This window comes from Mesorhizobium sp. KR1-2 (assembly GCF_040045035.1).
In the GTDB taxonomy this organism is placed as follows: domain Bacteria; phylum Pseudomonadota; class Alphaproteobacteria; order Rhizobiales; family Rhizobiaceae; genus Pseudaminobacter.
In genome coordinates this window covers 40835-58008 of record NZ_JBDZDS010000001.1, presented here as the reverse complement: position 1 = coordinate 58008, position 17174 = coordinate 40835, and the positions used below count along the sequence as shown (strand labels likewise).

The following is a 17174-nucleotide window of genomic DNA, read 5'->3' as shown; positions in this document are numbered from 1 at the left end:
CCCCCTATCGGCCGTTGACCCGCTCATGGTCCTCCCCTAGTTTAGAACCATTCTAAACTTTTGGATTCTACTCATGCTTTCCCGCGTCCTCGGCATCGGCCGCCGTCCTTTCGATTCCCTGACGGAACAAGAAATCCTGGCGCTGGCGATCTCCTCCGAAGAGGACGACGCTCGCATCTACCGCGCCTATGCCGACGGGCTTGCCGCCCAATATCCGGACTCGGCCAAGGTGTTCGAGGAGATGGCCGAGGAGGAAGACGGCCATCGCGCGGCGCTGATCGAGATGCACCGCAAGCGCTTCGGCGACCGCATTCCGCTCATCCGGCGCGAGCATGTGCGCGGCTATTACGACCGCAAGCCGGACTGGCTGGTGCGGCCGCTGGGGCTCGACAAGGTGCGCGCCATGGCCGAGCAGATGGAGGAGCAGGCCTACCGTTTCTACACGGAGGCCATCAATCGCACGACCGACGCCTCCACCCGCAAGCTGCTGGGCGACCTTGCGGCGGCGGAGAAGACGCATGAATCGCTTGCGACGCGGCTAGGACAAAAACATCTCACCGACGATGTGCGCGCCGAGGAAGCCGCCACAGAGCGGCGGCAGTTCATCCTGACCTACATCCAGCCGGGCCTGGCCGGGCTGATGGACGGTTCAGTCTCCACCCTGGCGCCGATCTTCGCCGCCGCCTTCGCCACGCAGGATACCTGGCAGACTTTCCTGGTCGGCCTGTCGGCCTCGGTGGGCGCGGGCATATCCATGGGCTTCACCGAAGCCGCCCATGACGACGGCAAGATTTCCGGGCGCGGCTCGCCGCTGATCCGGGGCCTTTCCTGCGGCATCATGACGGCGATTGGCGGACTGGGCCATACCCTGCCCTACCTGATCCGCGATTTCTGGACCGCGACCACCGTCGCCGCGATCATCGTGTTCTTCGAATTGTGGGCGATCGTGTTCATCCAGAACCGCTTCATGGAAACGCCCTGGCTACGGGCGACTTTCCAGATCGTGCTGGGCGGCGCGCTGGTGCTGGCCGCCGGCGTGCTGATCGGAAGCTCCTAAGATCGCGGAGGCGGTTCAGCCGTGCACGGCACGGCTGTCCGCCGGCGCCGCCGCCCGGTCGTGCATGCCATAGTCGCGCAGGACAAGGGCAACGCGCAGTCTGTAGGCGGCCAGCACGCCGCCGCGCCCTGCCCTTTGTGCCTGCCGATGCTCTTCGGCATTCCGCCATGCTTCGACCGCCTCCTCGTCGCGCCAGAAGGAGAGCGACAGGAGCCGCGCGGGATCGGAGAGGCTCTGGAAGCGCTCTATCGACAGGAAGCCGTCGACGCCGTCGAGCAGCGGACGCAGGTCCGCCGCGAGGCCGAGATACGCATCCCTACGGCCATCTGCCGGCGATACCTCGAAGATCACGGCGATCATGGCCGCACCAGCGGCGCATGCGGCAGCGAAACGCAATTCAGGAAAATGCGGTCCTCGCGGCGAATGAACTTTTTCTCCTGCGCGAATAGATAGTTCTCACGGCCGAGCGAATCGGCCGTCAGCCTCGCCCGATAGGCCTCGTAGGCGGCGAGGCTATCGATGTTGTAGGCGGCGTAGGCCGTCGTGGCCGAGCCCTCATGCGGAGCGAAATAGCCAATCAACTCGGCGCCGCAACGCGGGATCGCCTGCCCCCAGTTGCGCGCATAATGCTCGAAATCCGCCTTGCCTGTCGGCTCGATCTCGTAACGGATGAAGCAGGTGATGGTCATGTTGTCTCCTTGTTTCCAATGCCGGCGATGCTTCGATACGGATCGAAACAACGGCTGCGGGTTTCGTGTCACGCTGGCTCAGCGCCGCCAGAACGGCTTGGCGCATTCGCGCTCGACCGCGCCGGGAGGAATGCCGATGTCGCGCAATATGTGGTCGTCCAGATCGGCGAGGTGCTGGCGCTGCTGCCAACGGTCGTACCAATTGCCGACCCCGATCAGGACCGACCGCGCCATGCGTGAGATTGCGCGCGGGCCCTCCCCAGCGATGGCCGTTCGGGTCGTTTCAGCGATGTCTTTCTCGTTCGTCATGCAGGCGAGAGTAGCCCTTGCTGGACAACAATGCTTCGACTAGCATCGAACCATGCGAAACGGCCCAGACATAGCGCGCATCGCCAGCCTCGTGGGAGACCCCGCCCGCGCCAACATGCTGACGGCGCTGATGGGCGGCGGCGCGCTCACCGCAAGCGAACTGGCGCTGGAAGCGGGCGTGACCGTGCAGACGGCAAGCTCGCACCTGTCCAAGCTGATGGAAGGCGGATTGCTGTCGCTCGCCGCCCAGGGTCGCCACCGCTATTACGGCCTCGCCAATGCGCAGGTGGCGGCGATGCTGGAATCGATCATGGGCGTTGCCGCCTCTACCGGGCCGCAGCGCGTGCGCCCCGGCCCGCGCGATGCGACGATGCGCGAGGCACGCATCTGCTACGACCATCTGGCCGGCGACCACGCGGTGGCGATGCTCGACGGTTTCCTGGCGCGCGAAATCATCACCCGCGACGGCGAAAAACTCGTCATTGGGCCCGCCGGCCCTTCCTTTTTCCGCGCCGTCGGCATCGAGCCGGATGCACTGAAGAAATCGCGCCGGCCGATCTGTCGCGCCTGCCTCGACTGGAGCGTGCGGCGCTCGCATCTGGCCGGCTCGCTGGGCGCGGCGATCTTCAACAGAATCGTCTCCGAGAAATGGGCACGCCTCGAAGCTGGCAGCCGTGCCGTGATCTTTTCGCCTCCCGGCAAGCGTGCTTTCGAGAAGACCTTTCTGCCCTGAATTTTTTCCCGCGGCCTTGCCGGTCGAGGTAGTCGTGACGCGGGACGATCAGCCCCGCTTTCCGTTGCGTAAAAGGCACAGTTGGCCGCCACGCGCCAACTGCCGGCGAAAGACCCCGAAACCTCCACTTTTCGGCCATGTTTGGAGGCTTTTTCGGAGCAGATATTAACAACGCGTTCACGGACTATTCACGACCGTACGCTATCATTGGTCCGCATTCGGAAGGGGCTTCCGACGGACTGGGACTTGAAGACCATGGCTCTCTGGAATCGCATAACCAGCTACGCAACCGCGCTGCGCGAATTCATCGCTCCGACCTACCGTCCGGAACGCCATTATATGCGCGGCCCTGGCCCGGCTTGCGAGCGTCGCCGCAACACCACGCTCAACGTCCAGCCTTCCTTTCAGTGAGCGGCTTCACCGCCGCAAACCGTGATCGCTGCGGGCGGATCTTCGCCCGCGCTGGCGCGTTGCCAGCCGTCTCCTCGCGCGCCTAGGCCTCTGGCCGCGCGCGGCAGCCGTTTGGCTGCGCCAGCAAAAAAGATCCCCTTCGCCTGTTGACCGAAGCTTGCCTCCGAGCCGAGGCGCCGGCTCGAAACCGGCCCTTGCCGGTTCCCCGCGATGGGTGGAAGATTTCTCTCCGACGATTGTCGAAATCGAAGTGCGTCGCACGACATAGGTTCGGCACGCGACGATGCGGCCGATGATATCCAGGAGAGACCCATGCGCTACATGCTGCTGATCTATGCGAACGAAGCCGCCATCCAGGCAGACCCCAAAAAGGTGAAAACCGTCAGCCCCGCCTATGTCGCCTACACCAATGCCATAAGGGAAGCCGGCATTCTGCTTGGTGGCGAGCCCCTTCAGCCGACCGCCAATGCCACCACGGTGCGCACCAGGGCGGGCAAGACGGAGGTGCTGGGAGGCCCCTATGCCGAAACCCGCGAGCAGCTCGCTGGCTACTACATGATCGAGGCGGCCGACCTTGACGCCGCGATCAGCTGGGCGGCACGCTGCCCCGGCGCCGAAAACGGCACGATCGAGGTGCGGCCGCTGTGGGAGATGCAGGCAAGCTGATGGCCGACACACTGGCCATTGCGCGGGCGGCGGCCGAAACAGCCGCCCGCCAGAGCTACGGCAAGCTGGTCGCCTATCTCGCCGCCCGCACGCGCGACGTGGCGGGGGCGGAAGACGCGCTTGCCGACGCCTTTGCCGCCGCGCTGGAGCGCTGGCCGGCCGAAGGCGTGCCCGCAAGGCCCGAAGCCTGGCTGCTGACGGTGGCGCGCAGGCGCAGCGTCGACCAGCTGCGCCGGCGCCAGACCGGCATTGCGGCCGAGGACCATCTGCGCCTGATGGCCGAGGAGGTCGAGGCGCGGGAGACGGCCGGCGACCTGCCGGACGAACGGCTGGGGCTGATGTTCGCCTGCGCCCATCCCGCGATCGAGCCCGGCATGCGCGCGCCGCTGGTCTTGCAGACCATTCTCGGCCTCGATGCGGCAATCATCGCCGCTGCGTTCCTGGTGCCGCCGGCCACGATGGGCCAGAGGCTCGTCCGCGCAAAGAGCCGCATCCGGCAGACCGGAATTCCCTTCCGCATTCCGGAGCGCGCCGAGCTCGACGAGCGGCTGGATGCCGTTCTGGAAGCGATCTACGCCGCCTATGCCGAGGGCTGGAGTGATCCGACCGCAACAGAGAGCCGTCGCCGAGGCCTCGCCGACGAGGGCATCTGGCTTGGCCGGCTGGTGGCATCGCTTATGCCGCAAGAGCCGGAAGCGCTGGGCCTGCTGGCGCTGATGCTGTTTGCGGAATCGCGCCGCCACGCCCGCCGCAGCGCGAGCGGCGATTTCGTGCCGCTCGCCGAACAGAACACCGCCCTCTGGGATGCTGGCATGATCGCCGAGGGCGAAGCCCTGCTGCATTCCGCCGCGCGCATGGGCAAGGTTGGCCGCTACCAGCTGGAAGCGGCAATACAATCGGCGCATGCGGCGCGTCTCGATCTCGGCGCAACCGACTGGACCGCGATTGCCGGTCTCTATGCGGCGCTTGCCACCCTCACCCGCTCCCCCGTGGTGGCGGTCAACCACGCCGTTGCGGTGGCGCTGGCCGGGCGAGCCGACGAGGCGATGCGCATGCTGGACCACGTCGGCGACGACCCGCGCCTTGCCGAATACCAACCCTATTGGGCGGCGCGCGCCGACGTGCTGGAGCGGCTTGGCAATCGGCCCGCGGCCGACGCCGCATATGAGCGCGCCATCGGCCTCGAACCCGACCCGGCGGTCAGGCGGTTCCTGCAGGCGAAGCGGGCAGCCTTGGCGACCGCCGCCAGCCGCTAGCGGCGGCCTTGCAGCCACCTCTTGGCTGAAGCCTCACCACATCTCGTGGGCGGCGTTCAGTTCTTCGATCACCGGATGCTTCCGCAACCCGGCGCAAACCCTCTCCACATTCGGCAACGCCGCGCGCGCCTTTTCGGGCTGCGGGTGCCAGGAATAGAGCATCAGCAGATAGACATCCGCCAGCGAGAGGCTGTCGCCCACCAGCCAGTCGCGCCCCTCGAGCGCGCCGTCGACGATGCCGAGACCGCGGTCGATCTCGGCCACGGCTGCGTCCTCGACAGCAACCTTACCCTCGGGATCGGCCGTGTAGCGCGGCGCATAGTAGCGGCGCAGCACGGCCGGATAGAGCGTGGAGGACATGAATGCCATCCAGCGCAGGAAGTCGCCGCGCGCTTCCTCGCCCAGGCCAGGCGCAAGCCCCGCTTCCGGATGACGCTCGCCCAGCAGGATGCAGATGGCCGCGGATTCGGTCATCGTGCCGCCTTCGGGCAGCGCAAGCGCCGGCACCTGGCCCAGCGGGCTGACTTTCAGGAATTGCGGATCGGCCGCCTCCGATTTGGCGACGTTGATCCGTTCGTAGGGCACATTGGCCAGCGCGAACGCAGCTTCCGCGACGAAACCGCCGCTGCCGGGACGCGTATAGAGCTTGTACATGAAATCCTCCGCCGCCGGCTTATGCCGGCTGGCGGAGTCTTGACCGCAAATGCTGCGCCGCTCAACCGGGCGGTCGCTTCACCACACCGGTTTTTTCGACGGTCCAGCCGCTTCGGTTCAGCCGCCCAGCCCCTCGAACAGCGCCGTCGACAGATAGCGCTCGGCAAAGTCGGGAATGACCACGACAAGGTTCTTGCCCGCGTTTTCAGGACGCGCGCCGATGATGCTCGCCGCATGCAGGGCCGCACCCGAAGAGATACCGACCGGCACGCCTTCGAGCTTGGCCAGTAGCCGCGAGGCGGCAAAGGCATCCTCGTTGGTGACGCGCACGATCTCGTCGTAGATCGAGGTGTCGAGGACCTTCGGCGCAAAGCCGGCGCCGATGCCCTGGATCTTGTGCGGGCCCGGCTGGCCGCCGGACAAAACCGGCGAGGCGTCCGGCTCCACCGCCACGACCTTCACCTCGGGCTTGCGCTGCTTCAGCACCTGGCCAACGCCGGTGATGGTGCCGCCGGTGCCGATGCCGGAAACCAGGATATCCACCTCGCCATGGGTGTCGTTCCAGATCTCCTCAGCCGTCGTCTGGCGATGAATTTCCGGATTGGCCGGGTTCTCGAACTGCTGCGGGATGACCGCGTCGGGGATGGTGGCGGCCAGCTCGTCGGCCTTGGCGATCGCGCCCTTCATGCCCTTGGCGCCCTCGGTCAGCACCAGCTCGGCGCCGAGCAGCGCCAGCATCTTGCGGCGCTCGATCGACATCGTCTCTGGCATGGTGAGGATCAGGCGATAGCCCTTGGCGGCGGCCGTGAAGGCCAGCGCAATGCCGGTGTTGCCCGAGGTCGGCTCGATCAGCGTGGTCTTGCCGGGGGTGATCTTGCCCGCCGCCTCCAGCGCCTCGATCATGGCCACGCCGATGCGGTCCTTGACGCTGGCGATGGGGTTGAAGAACTCGAGCTTGGCGATGAGATTAGCAACGATGCCCCTCTCCTTCGCGAACTTGTCGAGCCGCACCAGGGGCGTGTCGCCGACCGTCTCTGTGATCGAGCCGTAGACGCGGCCGCGCCCGGGCGCGCGCGTATTGATGGCGGGCTTGTTCATGAGGACTGCTCCACTGTCGATTGCTTGAAAAGACTTCTCCAACCAAGAATAGGGCGGAGCCTGGAAAAAACCGAGTGGCGGGCATGCCGAAAAGCCGCACCCAAGAGAATGAAATTCTCTCAGGAGCGGCATCTATAAAATCCTATTGCGGATTGTAAGACTTCAGCGGGCCGCGATGGCTGCCGCCGCGCCGGCCATGAAGGCTGCGGCGGTGCGATTCAGCGCCTTGAGCGCGCGCGGCGTCCGGAGCAGCCAGCGCGCCTTGGCCGCCAGCGCCAGATAGGGCACCAGCACCACGAGCAGCACCAGCACGGTCAGAACGGCCAGCACGCCGTAATCGGCAAGCGTGATGGTGCGCAGGTCCACCAGCGTCGGCGTCAGCGCCAGATAGAAGATCATCGTCTTGGGGTTGCCCAGCGTGACGGTCAGCCCCGAGAAGTAGGCGGCGAACATGCCGCCCTTGCCTTTGCGCGCCTCGATGTTCTCCGGCGTGATGCCGCTCCTCCAGAAGGTCCAGGCGAGATAGGCAAGATAGGCGACGCCCAACCACTTGATGACCAGGAACACGGTGCCGAAGGTCTGTGCCACCAGCGCCAGGCCAAGCACCACGGCCGTGAGATAGGTGAGGTCGCCGCAGATCAGTCCGACCGACATGGCCAGCGACGAACGGAAGCCGGAGCCAAGCGCACGCGCCACGAGCGCGGTGACGCCGGGTCCGGGAATGGCGGCTGCAACGGCGAGTGCGCCGCTGTAGGCAAGAAATCCGGCAAGGGTCATGGGATCATGGGGTCTCGAACAGATCAGGGGGCGGACAATCGCACGCCGCCGCGCCTTTTGGAATGGGCCAACACCGCTTCTCCTGCTGGCGGCCAGAAGGCGCCTGCGCCGATCAAATAATCCGGAGCAAGGATGATATGCCGGCTCCTTGCGCTATCCTCCCGGTCGAAAACGCCGGCGATAAGGACGATGCTGCGCAATCGGGACGATTCCTACGGATCGATCGCGATCCTGTTCCACTGGACGATCGCGGCGCTTTTCGTCGGGCAGATGCTGCTGGGGCTGGTGCCGCGCTGGATCGAAAGCATGGCGCTGCAGTTCACGCTGATCCAGTGGCACAAGTCCTTCGGCTTCCTCATCCTGGCGCTGGCGGCGCTGCGCTTGCTGTGGGCCGGCGCAAACAGGTGGCCGCAGCGCCCGCCCTCGCTTGGGCAGGGCGAATGGCTGGCCGCCAAGAGCGTGCAGGCTTCGCTCTATCTGCTTATGCTGGTGGTGCCGCTGACCGGCTGGGCGCTGGTTTCGACCTCCACGCTCCGTATCCCGAGCTTCGCCTTCGACCTGGCGGTGGTGCCCGACCTGCCGATGCTCAGGTCCGAAGCGGCGGAGGATTTTTGGCGGGTGACGCACCAGTGGCTTGCCTATGCCACGGCGGCGATCGCCACCGGCCACATGATGGCGGCGCTGCACCATCATTTCTGGCTGCGCGACGGCGTCCTGAGGCGCATGCTCAACATGAGGGGAAACGAGCCAAGCGGGGAAGAAGAGACCAGACGGCGGGAAACCGCCAGGAGGTAGAGAATGCCCAACCACTCCATGATTTCAACCGGCGGCGGACTGGCGCTGGCCCTCGTCGGGCTGGCCAGCCCGGCGCATGCCGACGCACTGTCGGAGGCCGCCGGGCAATACCGCATAGAGCCGTCCTCGCATATCGGCTTCCATATCGGCGAAGTCGGCGGAAATGGAGGCATCACGGGCGACTTCGGCAAGTTCCACGGGACGTTCCGCATCGACGCGCACGACTTCGAGCGCTCAAGCGTGCAGTTCGAGCTGATGCCGGCCAGCGTCAGTACGGGCGAGGCCAGGATCGACAAGTTCCTGCGCTCGGATGCCGTGTTCAATGCGGATGCCTATCCGGAGATCCGGTTCCGCTCTACCAAGGTGACGCGAACCGGCGACGACACCGCACGCATCGAAGGCCAGCTTACCGCGCGGGGCAAGACCCACCCGGCGGAGTTCACCGCCACCGTCGGCGAGCGCACCGGGCGCAGCATAACCTTCCACGTACAAGGCAGCGTCCAGCGCTCCGCCTATGGCATGGATGCTGGCACGCCGCTCTATTTCGACATGGTCGACTTCGACATTCAGCTCAACGGCTCGCGGAACTGAACCGCCCCTGTCCGCTCAGCCTTCGGCCGTATCGAACCCGGCGTCGAGCTGTTTTTCGAGCTTCACGAGATCGGCCGGCAACGGCATGCCCATTGCGCGCAGCTCGTTGAGCGTTTCGCGAATGCGCTCCTGGATCTCATGGGCGTCTTCGGGCTGGTCGACCATCTGCGCCATGAGCAGGCTGATCTGTGCCTTAAGTTCCTCCAGTGCCATAGTTCCTCCTGAGGGCCGCGCCGGCAGCTTGTGCCGGTCGGCCCGTTTGCATAACCATCGCCGCCGTCAGGCTGCGCGCCGCCGCCGTTCGGCCGTCGCCTTTGCGTTCGTCTTCGCCGGCTCGATCACCTTGCGGTAGAGATGCCAGGTTGCGTGCCCCAGGATCGGCAGGACGACCACCAGTCCCGCAAAGATGGGTATCGAGCCGATCACCAGCAGGACCGCCACGATCAGGCCCCAGAACAGCATCTGCAGCGGGTTGACCAGCACGGTGCGCACCGAGGTCTCGATCGCCGCCACGACGCCGACGTCGCGGTCGAGCAATAGCGGAAAGGCGACCACGGTGGTGGCGAGCGCCACGATGGCGAAGCCGAGCCCCATCAGGTTGCCCCACAGCATCAGCTCGTGCCCGCTCCGCGTGCTGAACACGTCATGTATGAAGCCGCCTATCGAGGCCGGCACTTCAGGCCCAAAGAGGGAGACGTAGAGCGTCTTGGCGCTAAGCAGCCAGGTGACGAACAGGATGAAAAGCCAGATGCCGACAGCCGCGATCGAAGGTAGCGCTGGCGAGCGGCGGACGTCGAACGCATGGCGCCAAGATGAATCAATGCCAAGTTCACGCCTGCGGCTGATCTCGTAGAGACCCAATGCTGTCAGCGGCCCGAGCAGGGCAAAACCCGAAGCCAGCGGAAACAGCAGTGGCAGCGCATTGTTGCCCGAAGTCCACGTCATCAGGAACACGCCGATGATGGGATAGAACACGCACATGAACACATAATGCGACGGCTTCTCCCAAAAGTCCTCGGCACCCTGCCGCAGCGAAACGAGGACGTCGGAAAAGCTGATCTTGCGCACCGCCACGCGGTTGTAGCTCTGAGAAGCACCTGCCATCACGTGGAAACTTGCCATTACCGTTCCTCCGCTGTTGGACACGGCCATCGGAATACGTCCCGGCGCGAGCATGACGCCACGACGATCCGTGACCCGCACAGCAGCGATCATATCGCGCCGCGCGTTTCTTGTCGCCTCACGAACGGTTCAAGGGGTGCCGGGGTTCCCCGGTATCAGCGGAGCATGCGGGAGATGAGCTGCGCCGTATAATCGACCATCGGCACGATGCGGGCATAGTTCAGCCGGGTCGGGCCGATGACGCCGAGCGCGCCGATGACCCGGGCATCCTTGTCGCGATAGGGCGCGACGACCAGCGAGGAGCCGGAGAGCGAAAACAGCTTGTTTTCCGAGCCGATGAAGATGCGCACGCCCGAGCCCGCCTCGGCGAGGTCGAGAAGCTGGACCATGCCCTCCTGCGTCTCGAGGTCCTCGAACAGATGCTTGAGCAGCTCGATGTCGGCTTGCGCGGTGAGGTTTTCCAGAAGATTGGCGCGGCCGCGCACGATAAGGCGCGCCGGCAGCCCGCTGTCGGCGCCCGCCCACACGGCCAGGCCCCGCTGCACCAATTCCTGCGACAGCGTGTCGAGGGCGGCCTTGGTCTCGTCCTTCAGCCGGGCGATCTCGTCCCTGGCCTCTGCCAACGTGCGTCCCCGGACATGGGCGTTGAGATAGTTGGAAGCCTCGATAAGCTGAGAGGCGGTGACGCCCGCGGGCAACTCCACGACGCGGTTCTCCACGTCGCCATTCTGCGACACCATGATGGTCAGAGCCCGGCGCGGGTCGAGCTGGATGAACTCGATGTGCTTCAGCGGCACCTCGTTCTTGCTCGCCAGCACCAGGCCCGCACCACGCGACAGGCCCGACAGCATCTGGCTGGCGTCGATCAGCATCTGCTCCAGCGTGGCGCCGCTGCTGGCGGCCTTGAGCTGCGTCTCGATGGAACGCCGCTCCTCCTCCGACAGGTCGCCAAGCTCCATGAAGGCGTCGACGAAGAAGCGCAGTCCCTGCTGCGTGGGCAGGCGGCCGGCCGAAATGTGCGGCGCATAGATGAGGCCGAGCTGCTCCAGGTCGCTCATGACGTTGCGCACGGTGGCAGGCGAGAGCGTGGCCGGCAGCATGCGCGCCAGGTTGCGCGAGCCGACCGGCTCACCGTCGTGCAGGTAGGACTCGACGATGCGGCGGAATATGTCGCGCGAGCGCATATCGAGAGTCTGCAATATCGGATCCTGCACCGGCTTCGTCATGGTTTCACCAAACCTCTGGAATCAAGATATAGATTCCCTTCGCTGGAACACAACCATGCGGCGGCCGCCGTGTTTTCCTTTGCGCCGAAACCCGCATGACGCTACAAGCCGCCGGATTATCGCTCTTTACGAAGAAAGAACCGTATGCGCCCCTCCAAACGCCAGTTCGACGAAATGCGCCCCATCTCCTTCGAGCGTAACGTCTCCAAGCACGCGGAGGGCTCCTGCCTCGTCAAATTCGGCGACACGCACGTGCTGTGCACGGCAAGCCTCGAGGAAAAGGTTCCCGGCTGGATGCGCAACACCGGCAAGGGCTGGGTAACGGCCGAATACGGCATGCTGCCGCGCGCCACGGGCGAGCGCATGCGCCGCGAGGCCGCCACCGGCAAGCAGGGCGGCCGCACGCTGGAGATCCAGCGGCTGATCGGCCGTTCCTTGCGCGCGGTCGTGGACCTGCAGGCGCTGGGCGAGATGCAGATCACCGTCGACTGCGACGTCATCCAGGCCGATGGCGGAACGCGCACCGCCGCAATCACGGGCGGCTGGGTGGCGCTGCATGACTGCCTGCGCTGGATGGAAGCGCGCCAGATGGTTTCGGTCTCCAAGGTGCTGAAGGACCATGTCGCGGCGATCTCCTGCGGCATCTATGAGGGCCAGCCGGTGATCGACCTCGACTATCCGGAAGACTCCGCGGCCGGCACCGACGCCAATTTCGTAATGACCGGCAAGGGCGGCATCGTCGAGATCCAGGGCACGGCCGAGGGCGCGCCCTTCACCGAAGAAGAATTCGCCAATCTGATGGCGCTGGCCAAGAAGGGTATTTCGCGGCTGGTCGACCTTCAGCAGATGGCGGTGGCCTGAGCCAGCGATGCACCTCTCCGGCATCCTCGAAAGCGCCCTCTACGTCGCCGATCTCGATGCGGCGGAGGCGTTTTACGGCGAGGTGATGGGGCTGGAGCGCATTGCCAAGGTGCCGGGCCGGCACGTCTTCTTCCGCTGCGGGCAAGGCGTGCTCCTGCTGTTCAACGCGGACGCCACCCGTCATCCGCCGGCGCCGGACGCAAAACTTCCGGTGCCGCCGCATGGCACGGTGGGCCAGGGGCACCTCTGCTTTTCGGGCACTGCCGATGAAATCGAGCGATGGAAGGCCCATCTGGAGGCCAGCAACATCGCTATCGAGGCCGATTTCGAGTGGCCGAATGGCGGCCGATCCATCTATTTCCGCGATCCGTCCGGCAATTCGCTGGAGATCGCCGAACCACGTATCTGGGGTATTTGAATGCGCATTCTGACCGAACGGGAAATCGTCGTCGCCAGCCACAATGACGGCAAGCTGCGCGAATTCGCCGACCTGATGGCGCCGTTCGGCTTCAAGGCAAAGTCGGCCAGGGAGTTCGGCCTGCCCGAGCCCGACGAGACCGGCACCACGTTCGAGGAAAACGCCGCCATCAAGGCACTGGCCGCCGCGACCGCCACCGGCATGCCGGCGCTGTCGGACGATTCCGGCCTGTGCGTCGATGCGCTCGACGGCCAGCCCGGCGTCTACACCGCCAACTGGGCCGAGAAGCCCGACGGCGGCCGCGACTTCGGCATGGCCATGCAGCGCACGGAAGATGCGATGAACGAGGCAGGCGCCGTCTCGCCCGACAAGCGCAGCGGCCGCTTCGTGGCTGTCATCTGCGTGGCCTGGCCGGACGGTCACACCGAATATTTCCGCGGGGAGGCTGAGGGCCAGTTGGTTTGGCCGCCGCGCGGCGAGAAGGGTTTCGGCTACGACCCGGTCTTCCTGCCGGAAGGCTATGACAAGACCTTCGGCGAGATGACCGCCGAGGAAAAACACGGCTGGAAGCCGGGGCAGGACAAGGCACTGTCGCACCGCGCCCGCGCCTTCCAGAAATTTGCCCGCGCCATGCTCGGCTCGGCGTGAAGGACGCGATATTGACCAACAGGGAACCGGGCTTCGGCGTCTACATCCATTGGCCCTTCTGCGCGGCCAAATGCCCGTATTGCGACTTCAACAGCCATGTCCGCCACCAGCCGGTGGACCAGGAGCGTTTTGTCCGCGCCTTCGAAGCCGAGTTGGCGACGATGCGCCAGCGCACCGGGCCGCGCGAGGTGACCAGTATCTTCCTCGGCGGCGGCACGCCCTCGCTGATGAAGCCGCAGACGGTGGCCGCCGTGCTCGACGCGGTCGCCGCCAACTGGACCGTGCGGCAGGGCGTGGAGATCACGCTGGAGGCCAACCCCTCCTCCGTCGAGGCCGAGCGCTTCCGCGGCTACCGCACCGCAGGCGTCAACCGCGTCTCGCTCGGCGTGCAGTCGCTGAACGACGCCGATCTGCGTTTTTTGGGCCGGCTGCACAATGTCGAGGAAGCGCTCCACGCCATCGAACTGGCGCGCGAAATCTTCCCGCGCATGTCTTTCGACCTGATCTATGCCCGGCCCGGCCAGACGCCCGAGGCCTGGGCGGCGGAGCTCAAGCAGGCGATTGACCACGCCGCCGACCATCTGTCGCTCTACCAGCTCACCATCGAGGAAGGCACGCGCTTCCACGCGCTCTATGCCGCGCACAAATTCGAGCTGCCGGACGCGGAAGCGTCGGCCGAACTCTACGCGGTGACGCAGAAAGTGACGGCAGCGCACGGCCTGCCGGCCTACGAGATCTCCAACCATGCCAGGCCCGGCGCGGAAAGCCGGCACAACCTGACCTACTGGCGCTACGGCGAATATGTCGGCGTCGGCCCCGGCGCGCATGGCCGTTTCGTCGAGGACGGACAGCGCGTGGTGACGATTGCCGAGAAGATGCCGGAAACCTGGCTCGATCTGGTCGAGACAAAGGGCCACGGCATCACCGGCGGCGAGATATTGACCCGCTCTGAGGAGGCCGACGAATTCCTGCTGATGGGGCTGCGGCTTGTCGAAGGCATCGACCTCGTCCGCTACGAGGCGCTGTCGGGCCGGGAGTTGTCTCCGGCGCGCATGTCGATCCTGCAGGGCGAAGGGCTGATCGCGCCCGTGGGCAATTCGCGCCTGCGCGCCACGCCATCCGGCATGATCGTGCTCGATGCCGTGGTGGCCGATCTGGCGCGGTGAGAGGCGGCTGCGCCAATTTTCCAGGCGCGAAAAATCTTCTGATCCGTAGCGGCGGCGGGTATGTCGAGGCATGGATTCCCGGCACTCTCCGCTCGTTTCACTCGCTCACGAGGTCGGGAATGACGGCTGGAATGCTGTGCGACCTCTCGACCACATTAATGCGGAGGCTTCTCAACGCCGTCATTCCCGACCTCGTGAGCGAACGGAGTGAGCGGAGAGTGTCGGGAATCCATGCCTCTCCCGTGACAACGAGCCAGCGGTGCAAACGATGTACGGCCATGACCACAACGGGCTGAGTGCCGCGGCGATCACGAAGACGCATCCCCAATTCCCGCCCAAAATGCTACAGCCTTTGCACCAACGTCCCGGCGGAGAAATGAGGCCATGACCATCTACTCATCCTGGCAGTTCTGGGCGGTGCTGTCGGCCGCCTTCGCGGCTCTCACCGCCATCTTCGCCAAGGTCGGCGTGGAAAACATCAATTCGGACTTCGCCACGCTGATCCGCACCATCGTCATCCTGCTGGTGACCGCCGGCATCGTCGTCGCGACGGGCCAAGCGCAGGCGCTCGGCTCGATCTCCACGAAGACCTATGCCTTCCTGATCCTGTCCGGGTGCGCCACAGGCGCATCGTGGCTCTGCTATTTCCGCGCGCTGAAGCTTGGCCAGGCCGCGCAGGTGGCGCCGATCGACAAGCTAAGCGTGGTTCTTGTCGCGGTGTTCGGCGTTGTTTTTCTTGGCGAGCGGCTGACCGGCGCGAACTGGCTTGGCATCGCGCTGATTGCCGCCGGTGCGGTGCTGGTCGCCTACCGCGTTTGACGAGCGCTCGGACGAGCGGCCCCTTTCCAGACGCGACAGGAATACATCGAAGCGATTGGGCATTGTGCTTCCAGCCTTTTGACCGTGGCGTCGGAAGGCTGCGCCGCAGCGAAACGCTTCCGACTCGGTCCACAGGTTTCGACCCGATTGCGGCAAAATTCGCGCCGTGGCGCGAAAGGCTTTTTGCAACGCACCGCTACCCATGCGAAAGAGAACCAGCAGGAGATAAGCAGGCGTGACGACGGACAGCGGCAGGAAAAGCTACATGATCGGGCAGACGGAGGTCGTGGCCCGGCCGCTGGAGGTGGCGCTCTATCTCGTCGCCACGCCTATCGGCAATCTCGGCGACATCACGCTGCGCGCGCTGGAAACGCTGGCCGGCGCGGATGTGCTTGCCTGCGAGGACACGCGCGTCACCCGAGTGCTGCTCGACCGCTACGGTATCCGCCAGCGCCCCACCCCCTATCACGAGCACAATGCGGCCGAGGCCGGCCCGCGCTTGATCGAGACTCTGGAGGCGGGCAGAAGCGTGGCGCTGGTGTCGGATGCCGGCACGCCGCTGGTCTCCGACCCCGGCTATCGGCTGGTGGAGCAGGCGCAGGAGCATGGCATTCGCGTGGTGCCGATCCCCGGGCCGTCCGCCGTTCTCGCCGCGCTGACCGCCTCCGGCCTGCCTTCGGATGCCTTCATGTTCGCCGGCTTCCTGCCGGTGAAGGACGGCCAGCGCCGCACCCGGCTTTCCGAGCTTACCGCCGTTCCCGCCACGCTGATCTTCTTCGAATCGCCGCGCCGTCTGGCCGACACGCTCGTCGCCATGGCCGATGTCTATGGCGACCGGCCGGCCGCCATCGGCCGCGAACTCACCAAGACCTTCGAGGAGATGCGCACCGGTACACTGGCCGCCCTTGCGGCCCACTATGCAGAGACGCCAACGCCCAAGGGCGAGATCGTCATCTGCGTCGGGCCGCCGATGGCACAGGCCGTGGCCGAACCGGCCGATGTCGACCGCCTGCTGCTTTCGCTCGCGGCCGAGATGCCGGCTTCCAAAGCGGCGGCCGAGGCCGCGCGCATGACCGGCGGCCAGAAGCCCGCGCTCTATCGCCGACTGCTCGAACTCAAGGAAGGCGGCGGTGGCTGATACGCTGGCGCGACGCAAGGCCTACAGGCGCGGACATCGCGGCGAATGGCTTGCGGCACTCGCGCTGATGCTGAAAGGCTACCGCGTCGTCGCCCGGCGCTATCGAACAAGACTTGGCGAGATCGACCTCATCGCCCGGCGCGGCAATCTCGTGCTGATCGTCGAGGTCAAGGCGCGACCGACCCTTGCGGAGGCCATGGATGCGGTGGCCTATGGCTCGGAACGCCGCATCGAGGGCGCGGCCGATCTGTGGCTGTCGCGTCAGCCGGACTACGGCCGGCTTTCCGTGCGCTTCGACCTGGTGGCGGTGCTGCCGCGCCGCTGGCCGGTGCATGTGGAGAATGTGTTTTACGGGCGGAACTGAGCATAGGTCTTTACCCTGACTGCCGATGCCCTTAACAGGCCTCGCAAAGCCTGCGGCGCGGGCAATCGCGTCCGCATGGACGCCAAGAATTAATGGAGAAAGCAATGACCCTTCCCGACCGGCTGAGCATCGACCCGCGCAGCCCCTTCTTCGACGGCGAAGTGCTGGAACGCGGCGTCGGCATCCTGTTCAACGGACGCGAGCGCGAGGATGTCAGCGAATATTGCGTCAGCGAGGGCTGGATCCGCGTGCCGGCCGGCAAGTCCAAGGACCGTTTCGGCCAGCCAATCACCATCAAGCTCAAGGGCACGGTCGAGCCTTTTCCGAGGGCCTGAGCGCCCGAGAACGCTTTCGGGCGCCGGGACCGAGCGGCTTT

At 65.6% G+C, this 17174-nt stretch carries 24 protein-coding genes; 15 read left to right on the top strand and 9 right to left on the bottom strand.

Annotation, left to right across the window (positions count from 1 at the left end; all coding sequences use genetic code 11):
• Window positions 1–73: 73 nt before the first annotated feature.
• Window positions 74–1057 carry an iron exporter MbfA gene (gene mbfA / locus ABLE85_RS00355; RefSeq protein WP_348790708.1) on the top strand — a complete coding sequence of 328 codons (984 nt, stop codon included), beginning with the start codon at window positions 74–76 and terminating at the stop codon, window positions 1055–1057.
• Window positions 1058–1072: 15 nt separating this feature from the next.
• Here the strand turns inward: mbfA and ABLE85_RS00350 are convergent, their stop codons facing one another.
• The 3 genes from ABLE85_RS00350 to ABLE85_RS00340 all read right to left on the bottom strand — a co-directional run bounded on the left by ABLE85_RS00350 (window position 1073) and on the right by ABLE85_RS00340 (window position 1980).
• Window positions 1073–1417, bottom strand: coding sequence for an antibiotic biosynthesis monooxygenase (locus ABLE85_RS00350; protein WP_348790707.1), 345 nt, complete (start codon window positions 1415–1417; stop codon window positions 1073–1075).
• Entirely contained in the window at window positions 1414–1746 is a 333-nt protein-coding gene (locus ABLE85_RS00345; RefSeq protein ID WP_348790706.1) for an NIPSNAP family protein, read from the bottom strand. The genes ABLE85_RS00350 and ABLE85_RS00345 overlap by 4 nt, the downstream gene beginning before the upstream one ends.
• 78 nt (window positions 1747–1824) lie before the next feature.
• Complete coding sequence (locus ABLE85_RS00340) at window positions 1825–1980, bottom strand: DUF1127 domain-containing protein (RefSeq protein WP_348790705.1); 156 nt, start codon at window positions 1978–1980, stop codon at window positions 1825–1827.
• A 127-nt stretch (window positions 1981–2107) separates the two neighbouring features.
• Here ABLE85_RS00340 and ABLE85_RS00335 point away from each other — a divergent pair, with 127 nt between their 5' ends.
• The 4 genes from ABLE85_RS00335 to ABLE85_RS00320 all read left to right on the top strand — a co-directional run bounded on the left by ABLE85_RS00335 (window position 2108) and on the right by ABLE85_RS00320 (window position 5121).
• Window positions 2108–2788, top strand: a complete 681-nt coding sequence (locus ABLE85_RS00335) for a winged helix-turn-helix domain-containing protein (RefSeq protein ID WP_348790704.1) — start codon at window positions 2108–2110, stop codon at window positions 2786–2788.
• A 255-nt stretch (window positions 2789–3043) separates the two neighbouring features.
• On the top strand, window positions 3044–3199 hold the full coding sequence (locus tag ABLE85_RS00330) for a hypothetical protein (protein ID WP_348790703.1): 156 nt from the start codon (window positions 3044–3046) through the stop codon (window positions 3197–3199).
• A 312-nt stretch (window positions 3200–3511) separates the two neighbouring features.
• Window positions 3512–3865, top strand: coding sequence for a YciI family protein (locus ABLE85_RS00325; RefSeq protein ID WP_348790702.1), 354 nt, complete (start codon window positions 3512–3514; stop codon window positions 3863–3865).
• Window positions 3865–5121: a DUF6596 domain-containing protein gene (locus tag ABLE85_RS00320; RefSeq protein ID WP_348790701.1), complete on the top strand. Its 1257-nt coding sequence runs from the start codon at window positions 3865–3867 to the stop codon at window positions 5119–5121. The genes ABLE85_RS00325 and ABLE85_RS00320 overlap by 1 nt, the downstream gene beginning before the upstream one ends.
• A gap of 33 nt (window positions 5122–5154) precedes the next feature.
• On the opposite strand, the gene ABLE85_RS00315 is transcribed toward ABLE85_RS00320, so the two are convergent.
• From ABLE85_RS00315 to ABLE85_RS00305, 3 genes are all read right to left on the bottom strand, one after another.
• A complete protein-coding gene (locus ABLE85_RS00315; RefSeq protein ID WP_348790700.1) occupies window positions 5155–5775 on the bottom strand; it encodes a glutathione S-transferase family protein in 621 nt (206 codons plus the stop codon).
• A gap of 117 nt (window positions 5776–5892) precedes the next feature.
• Window positions 5893–6873: a cysteine synthase A gene (gene cysK, locus ABLE85_RS00310; protein WP_348790699.1), complete on the bottom strand. Its 981-nt coding sequence runs from the start codon at window positions 6871–6873 to the stop codon at window positions 5893–5895.
• A gap of 162 nt (window positions 6874–7035) precedes the next feature.
• Window positions 7036–7650 carry a LysE family translocator gene (locus tag ABLE85_RS00305; protein WP_348790698.1) on the bottom strand — a complete coding sequence of 205 codons (615 nt, stop codon included), beginning with the start codon at window positions 7648–7650 and terminating at the stop codon, window positions 7036–7038.
• 189 nt (window positions 7651–7839) lie between these two features.
• Here ABLE85_RS00305 and ABLE85_RS00300 point away from each other — a divergent pair, with 189 nt between their 5' ends.
• Together ABLE85_RS00300 and ABLE85_RS00295 are read left to right on the top strand one after the other, a co-directional pair.
• Window positions 7840–8445, top strand: coding sequence for a cytochrome b (locus ABLE85_RS00300; protein WP_348790697.1), 606 nt, complete (start codon window positions 7840–7842; stop codon window positions 8443–8445).
• Window positions 8446–8448: 3 nt separating this feature from the next.
• Window positions 8449–9036, top strand: coding sequence for a YceI family protein (locus ABLE85_RS00295; protein ID WP_348790696.1), 588 nt, complete (start codon window positions 8449–8451; stop codon window positions 9034–9036).
• A gap of 15 nt (window positions 9037–9051) precedes the next feature.
• On the opposite strand, the gene ABLE85_RS00290 is transcribed toward ABLE85_RS00295, so the two are convergent.
• The 3 genes from ABLE85_RS00290 to hrcA form a co-directional block, all read right to left on the bottom strand.
• Window positions 9052–9249: a hypothetical protein gene (locus ABLE85_RS00290; RefSeq protein ID WP_348790695.1), complete on the bottom strand. Its 198-nt coding sequence runs from the start codon at window positions 9247–9249 to the stop codon at window positions 9052–9054.
• A 66-nt stretch (window positions 9250–9315) separates the two neighbouring features.
• Window positions 9316–10158, bottom strand: a complete 843-nt coding sequence (locus ABLE85_RS00285) for a DUF2189 domain-containing protein (RefSeq protein ID WP_348790694.1) — start codon at window positions 10156–10158, stop codon at window positions 9316–9318.
• Between the two features lie 155 nt (window positions 10159–10313).
• Complete coding sequence (gene hrcA, locus ABLE85_RS00280) at window positions 10314–11384, bottom strand: heat-inducible transcriptional repressor HrcA (protein WP_348790693.1); 1071 nt, start codon at window positions 11382–11384, stop codon at window positions 10314–10316.
• A gap of 144 nt (window positions 11385–11528) precedes the next feature.
• On the opposite strand from hrcA, the gene rph reads away from it, so the two are divergent.
• The 8 genes from rph (at window position 11529) to ABLE85_RS00240 (ending at window position 17133) form a co-directional block, all read left to right on the top strand.
• Window positions 11529–12245 (top strand): ribonuclease PH, encoded by a 717-nt coding sequence (gene rph / locus ABLE85_RS00275; protein WP_348790692.1) that lies wholly within the window; start codon window positions 11529–11531, stop codon window positions 12243–12245.
• Window positions 12246–12252: 7 nt separating this feature from the next.
• Window positions 12253–12663: a VOC family protein gene (locus ABLE85_RS00270; RefSeq protein WP_348790691.1), complete on the top strand. Its 411-nt coding sequence runs from the start codon at window positions 12253–12255 to the stop codon at window positions 12661–12663.
• Window positions 12664–13311, top strand: coding sequence for an RdgB/HAM1 family non-canonical purine NTP pyrophosphatase (rdgB, locus tag ABLE85_RS00265; RefSeq protein WP_348790690.1), 648 nt, complete (start codon window positions 12664–12666; stop codon window positions 13309–13311).
• 8 nt (window positions 13312–13319) lie between these two features.
• Entirely contained in the window at window positions 13320–14477 is a 1158-nt protein-coding gene (hemW, locus tag ABLE85_RS00260) for a radical SAM family heme chaperone HemW (RefSeq protein WP_348791415.1), read from the top strand.
• 384 nt (window positions 14478–14861) lie between these two features.
• Window positions 14862–15296, top strand: coding sequence for an EamA family transporter (locus ABLE85_RS00255; RefSeq protein WP_348790689.1), 435 nt, complete (start codon window positions 14862–14864; stop codon window positions 15294–15296).
• Between the two features lie 235 nt (window positions 15297–15531).
• A complete protein-coding gene (gene rsmI / locus ABLE85_RS00250; protein WP_348790688.1) occupies window positions 15532–16434 on the top strand; it encodes a 16S rRNA (cytidine(1402)-2'-O)-methyltransferase in 903 nt (300 codons plus the stop codon).
• A complete protein-coding gene (locus tag ABLE85_RS00245) occupies window positions 16427–16798 on the top strand; it encodes a YraN family protein (RefSeq protein WP_348790687.1) in 372 nt (123 codons plus the stop codon). Before rsmI ends, ABLE85_RS00245 begins: the two co-directional genes overlap by 8 nt.
• A gap of 104 nt (window positions 16799–16902) precedes the next feature.
• The gene (locus tag ABLE85_RS00240) at window positions 16903–17133 is read left to right on the top strand and encodes a DUF3297 family protein (RefSeq protein WP_106724504.1); all 231 of its coding nucleotides are present in this window, start codon (window positions 16903–16905) and stop codon (window positions 17131–17133) included.
• Window positions 17134–17174 lie beyond the last annotated feature (41 nt).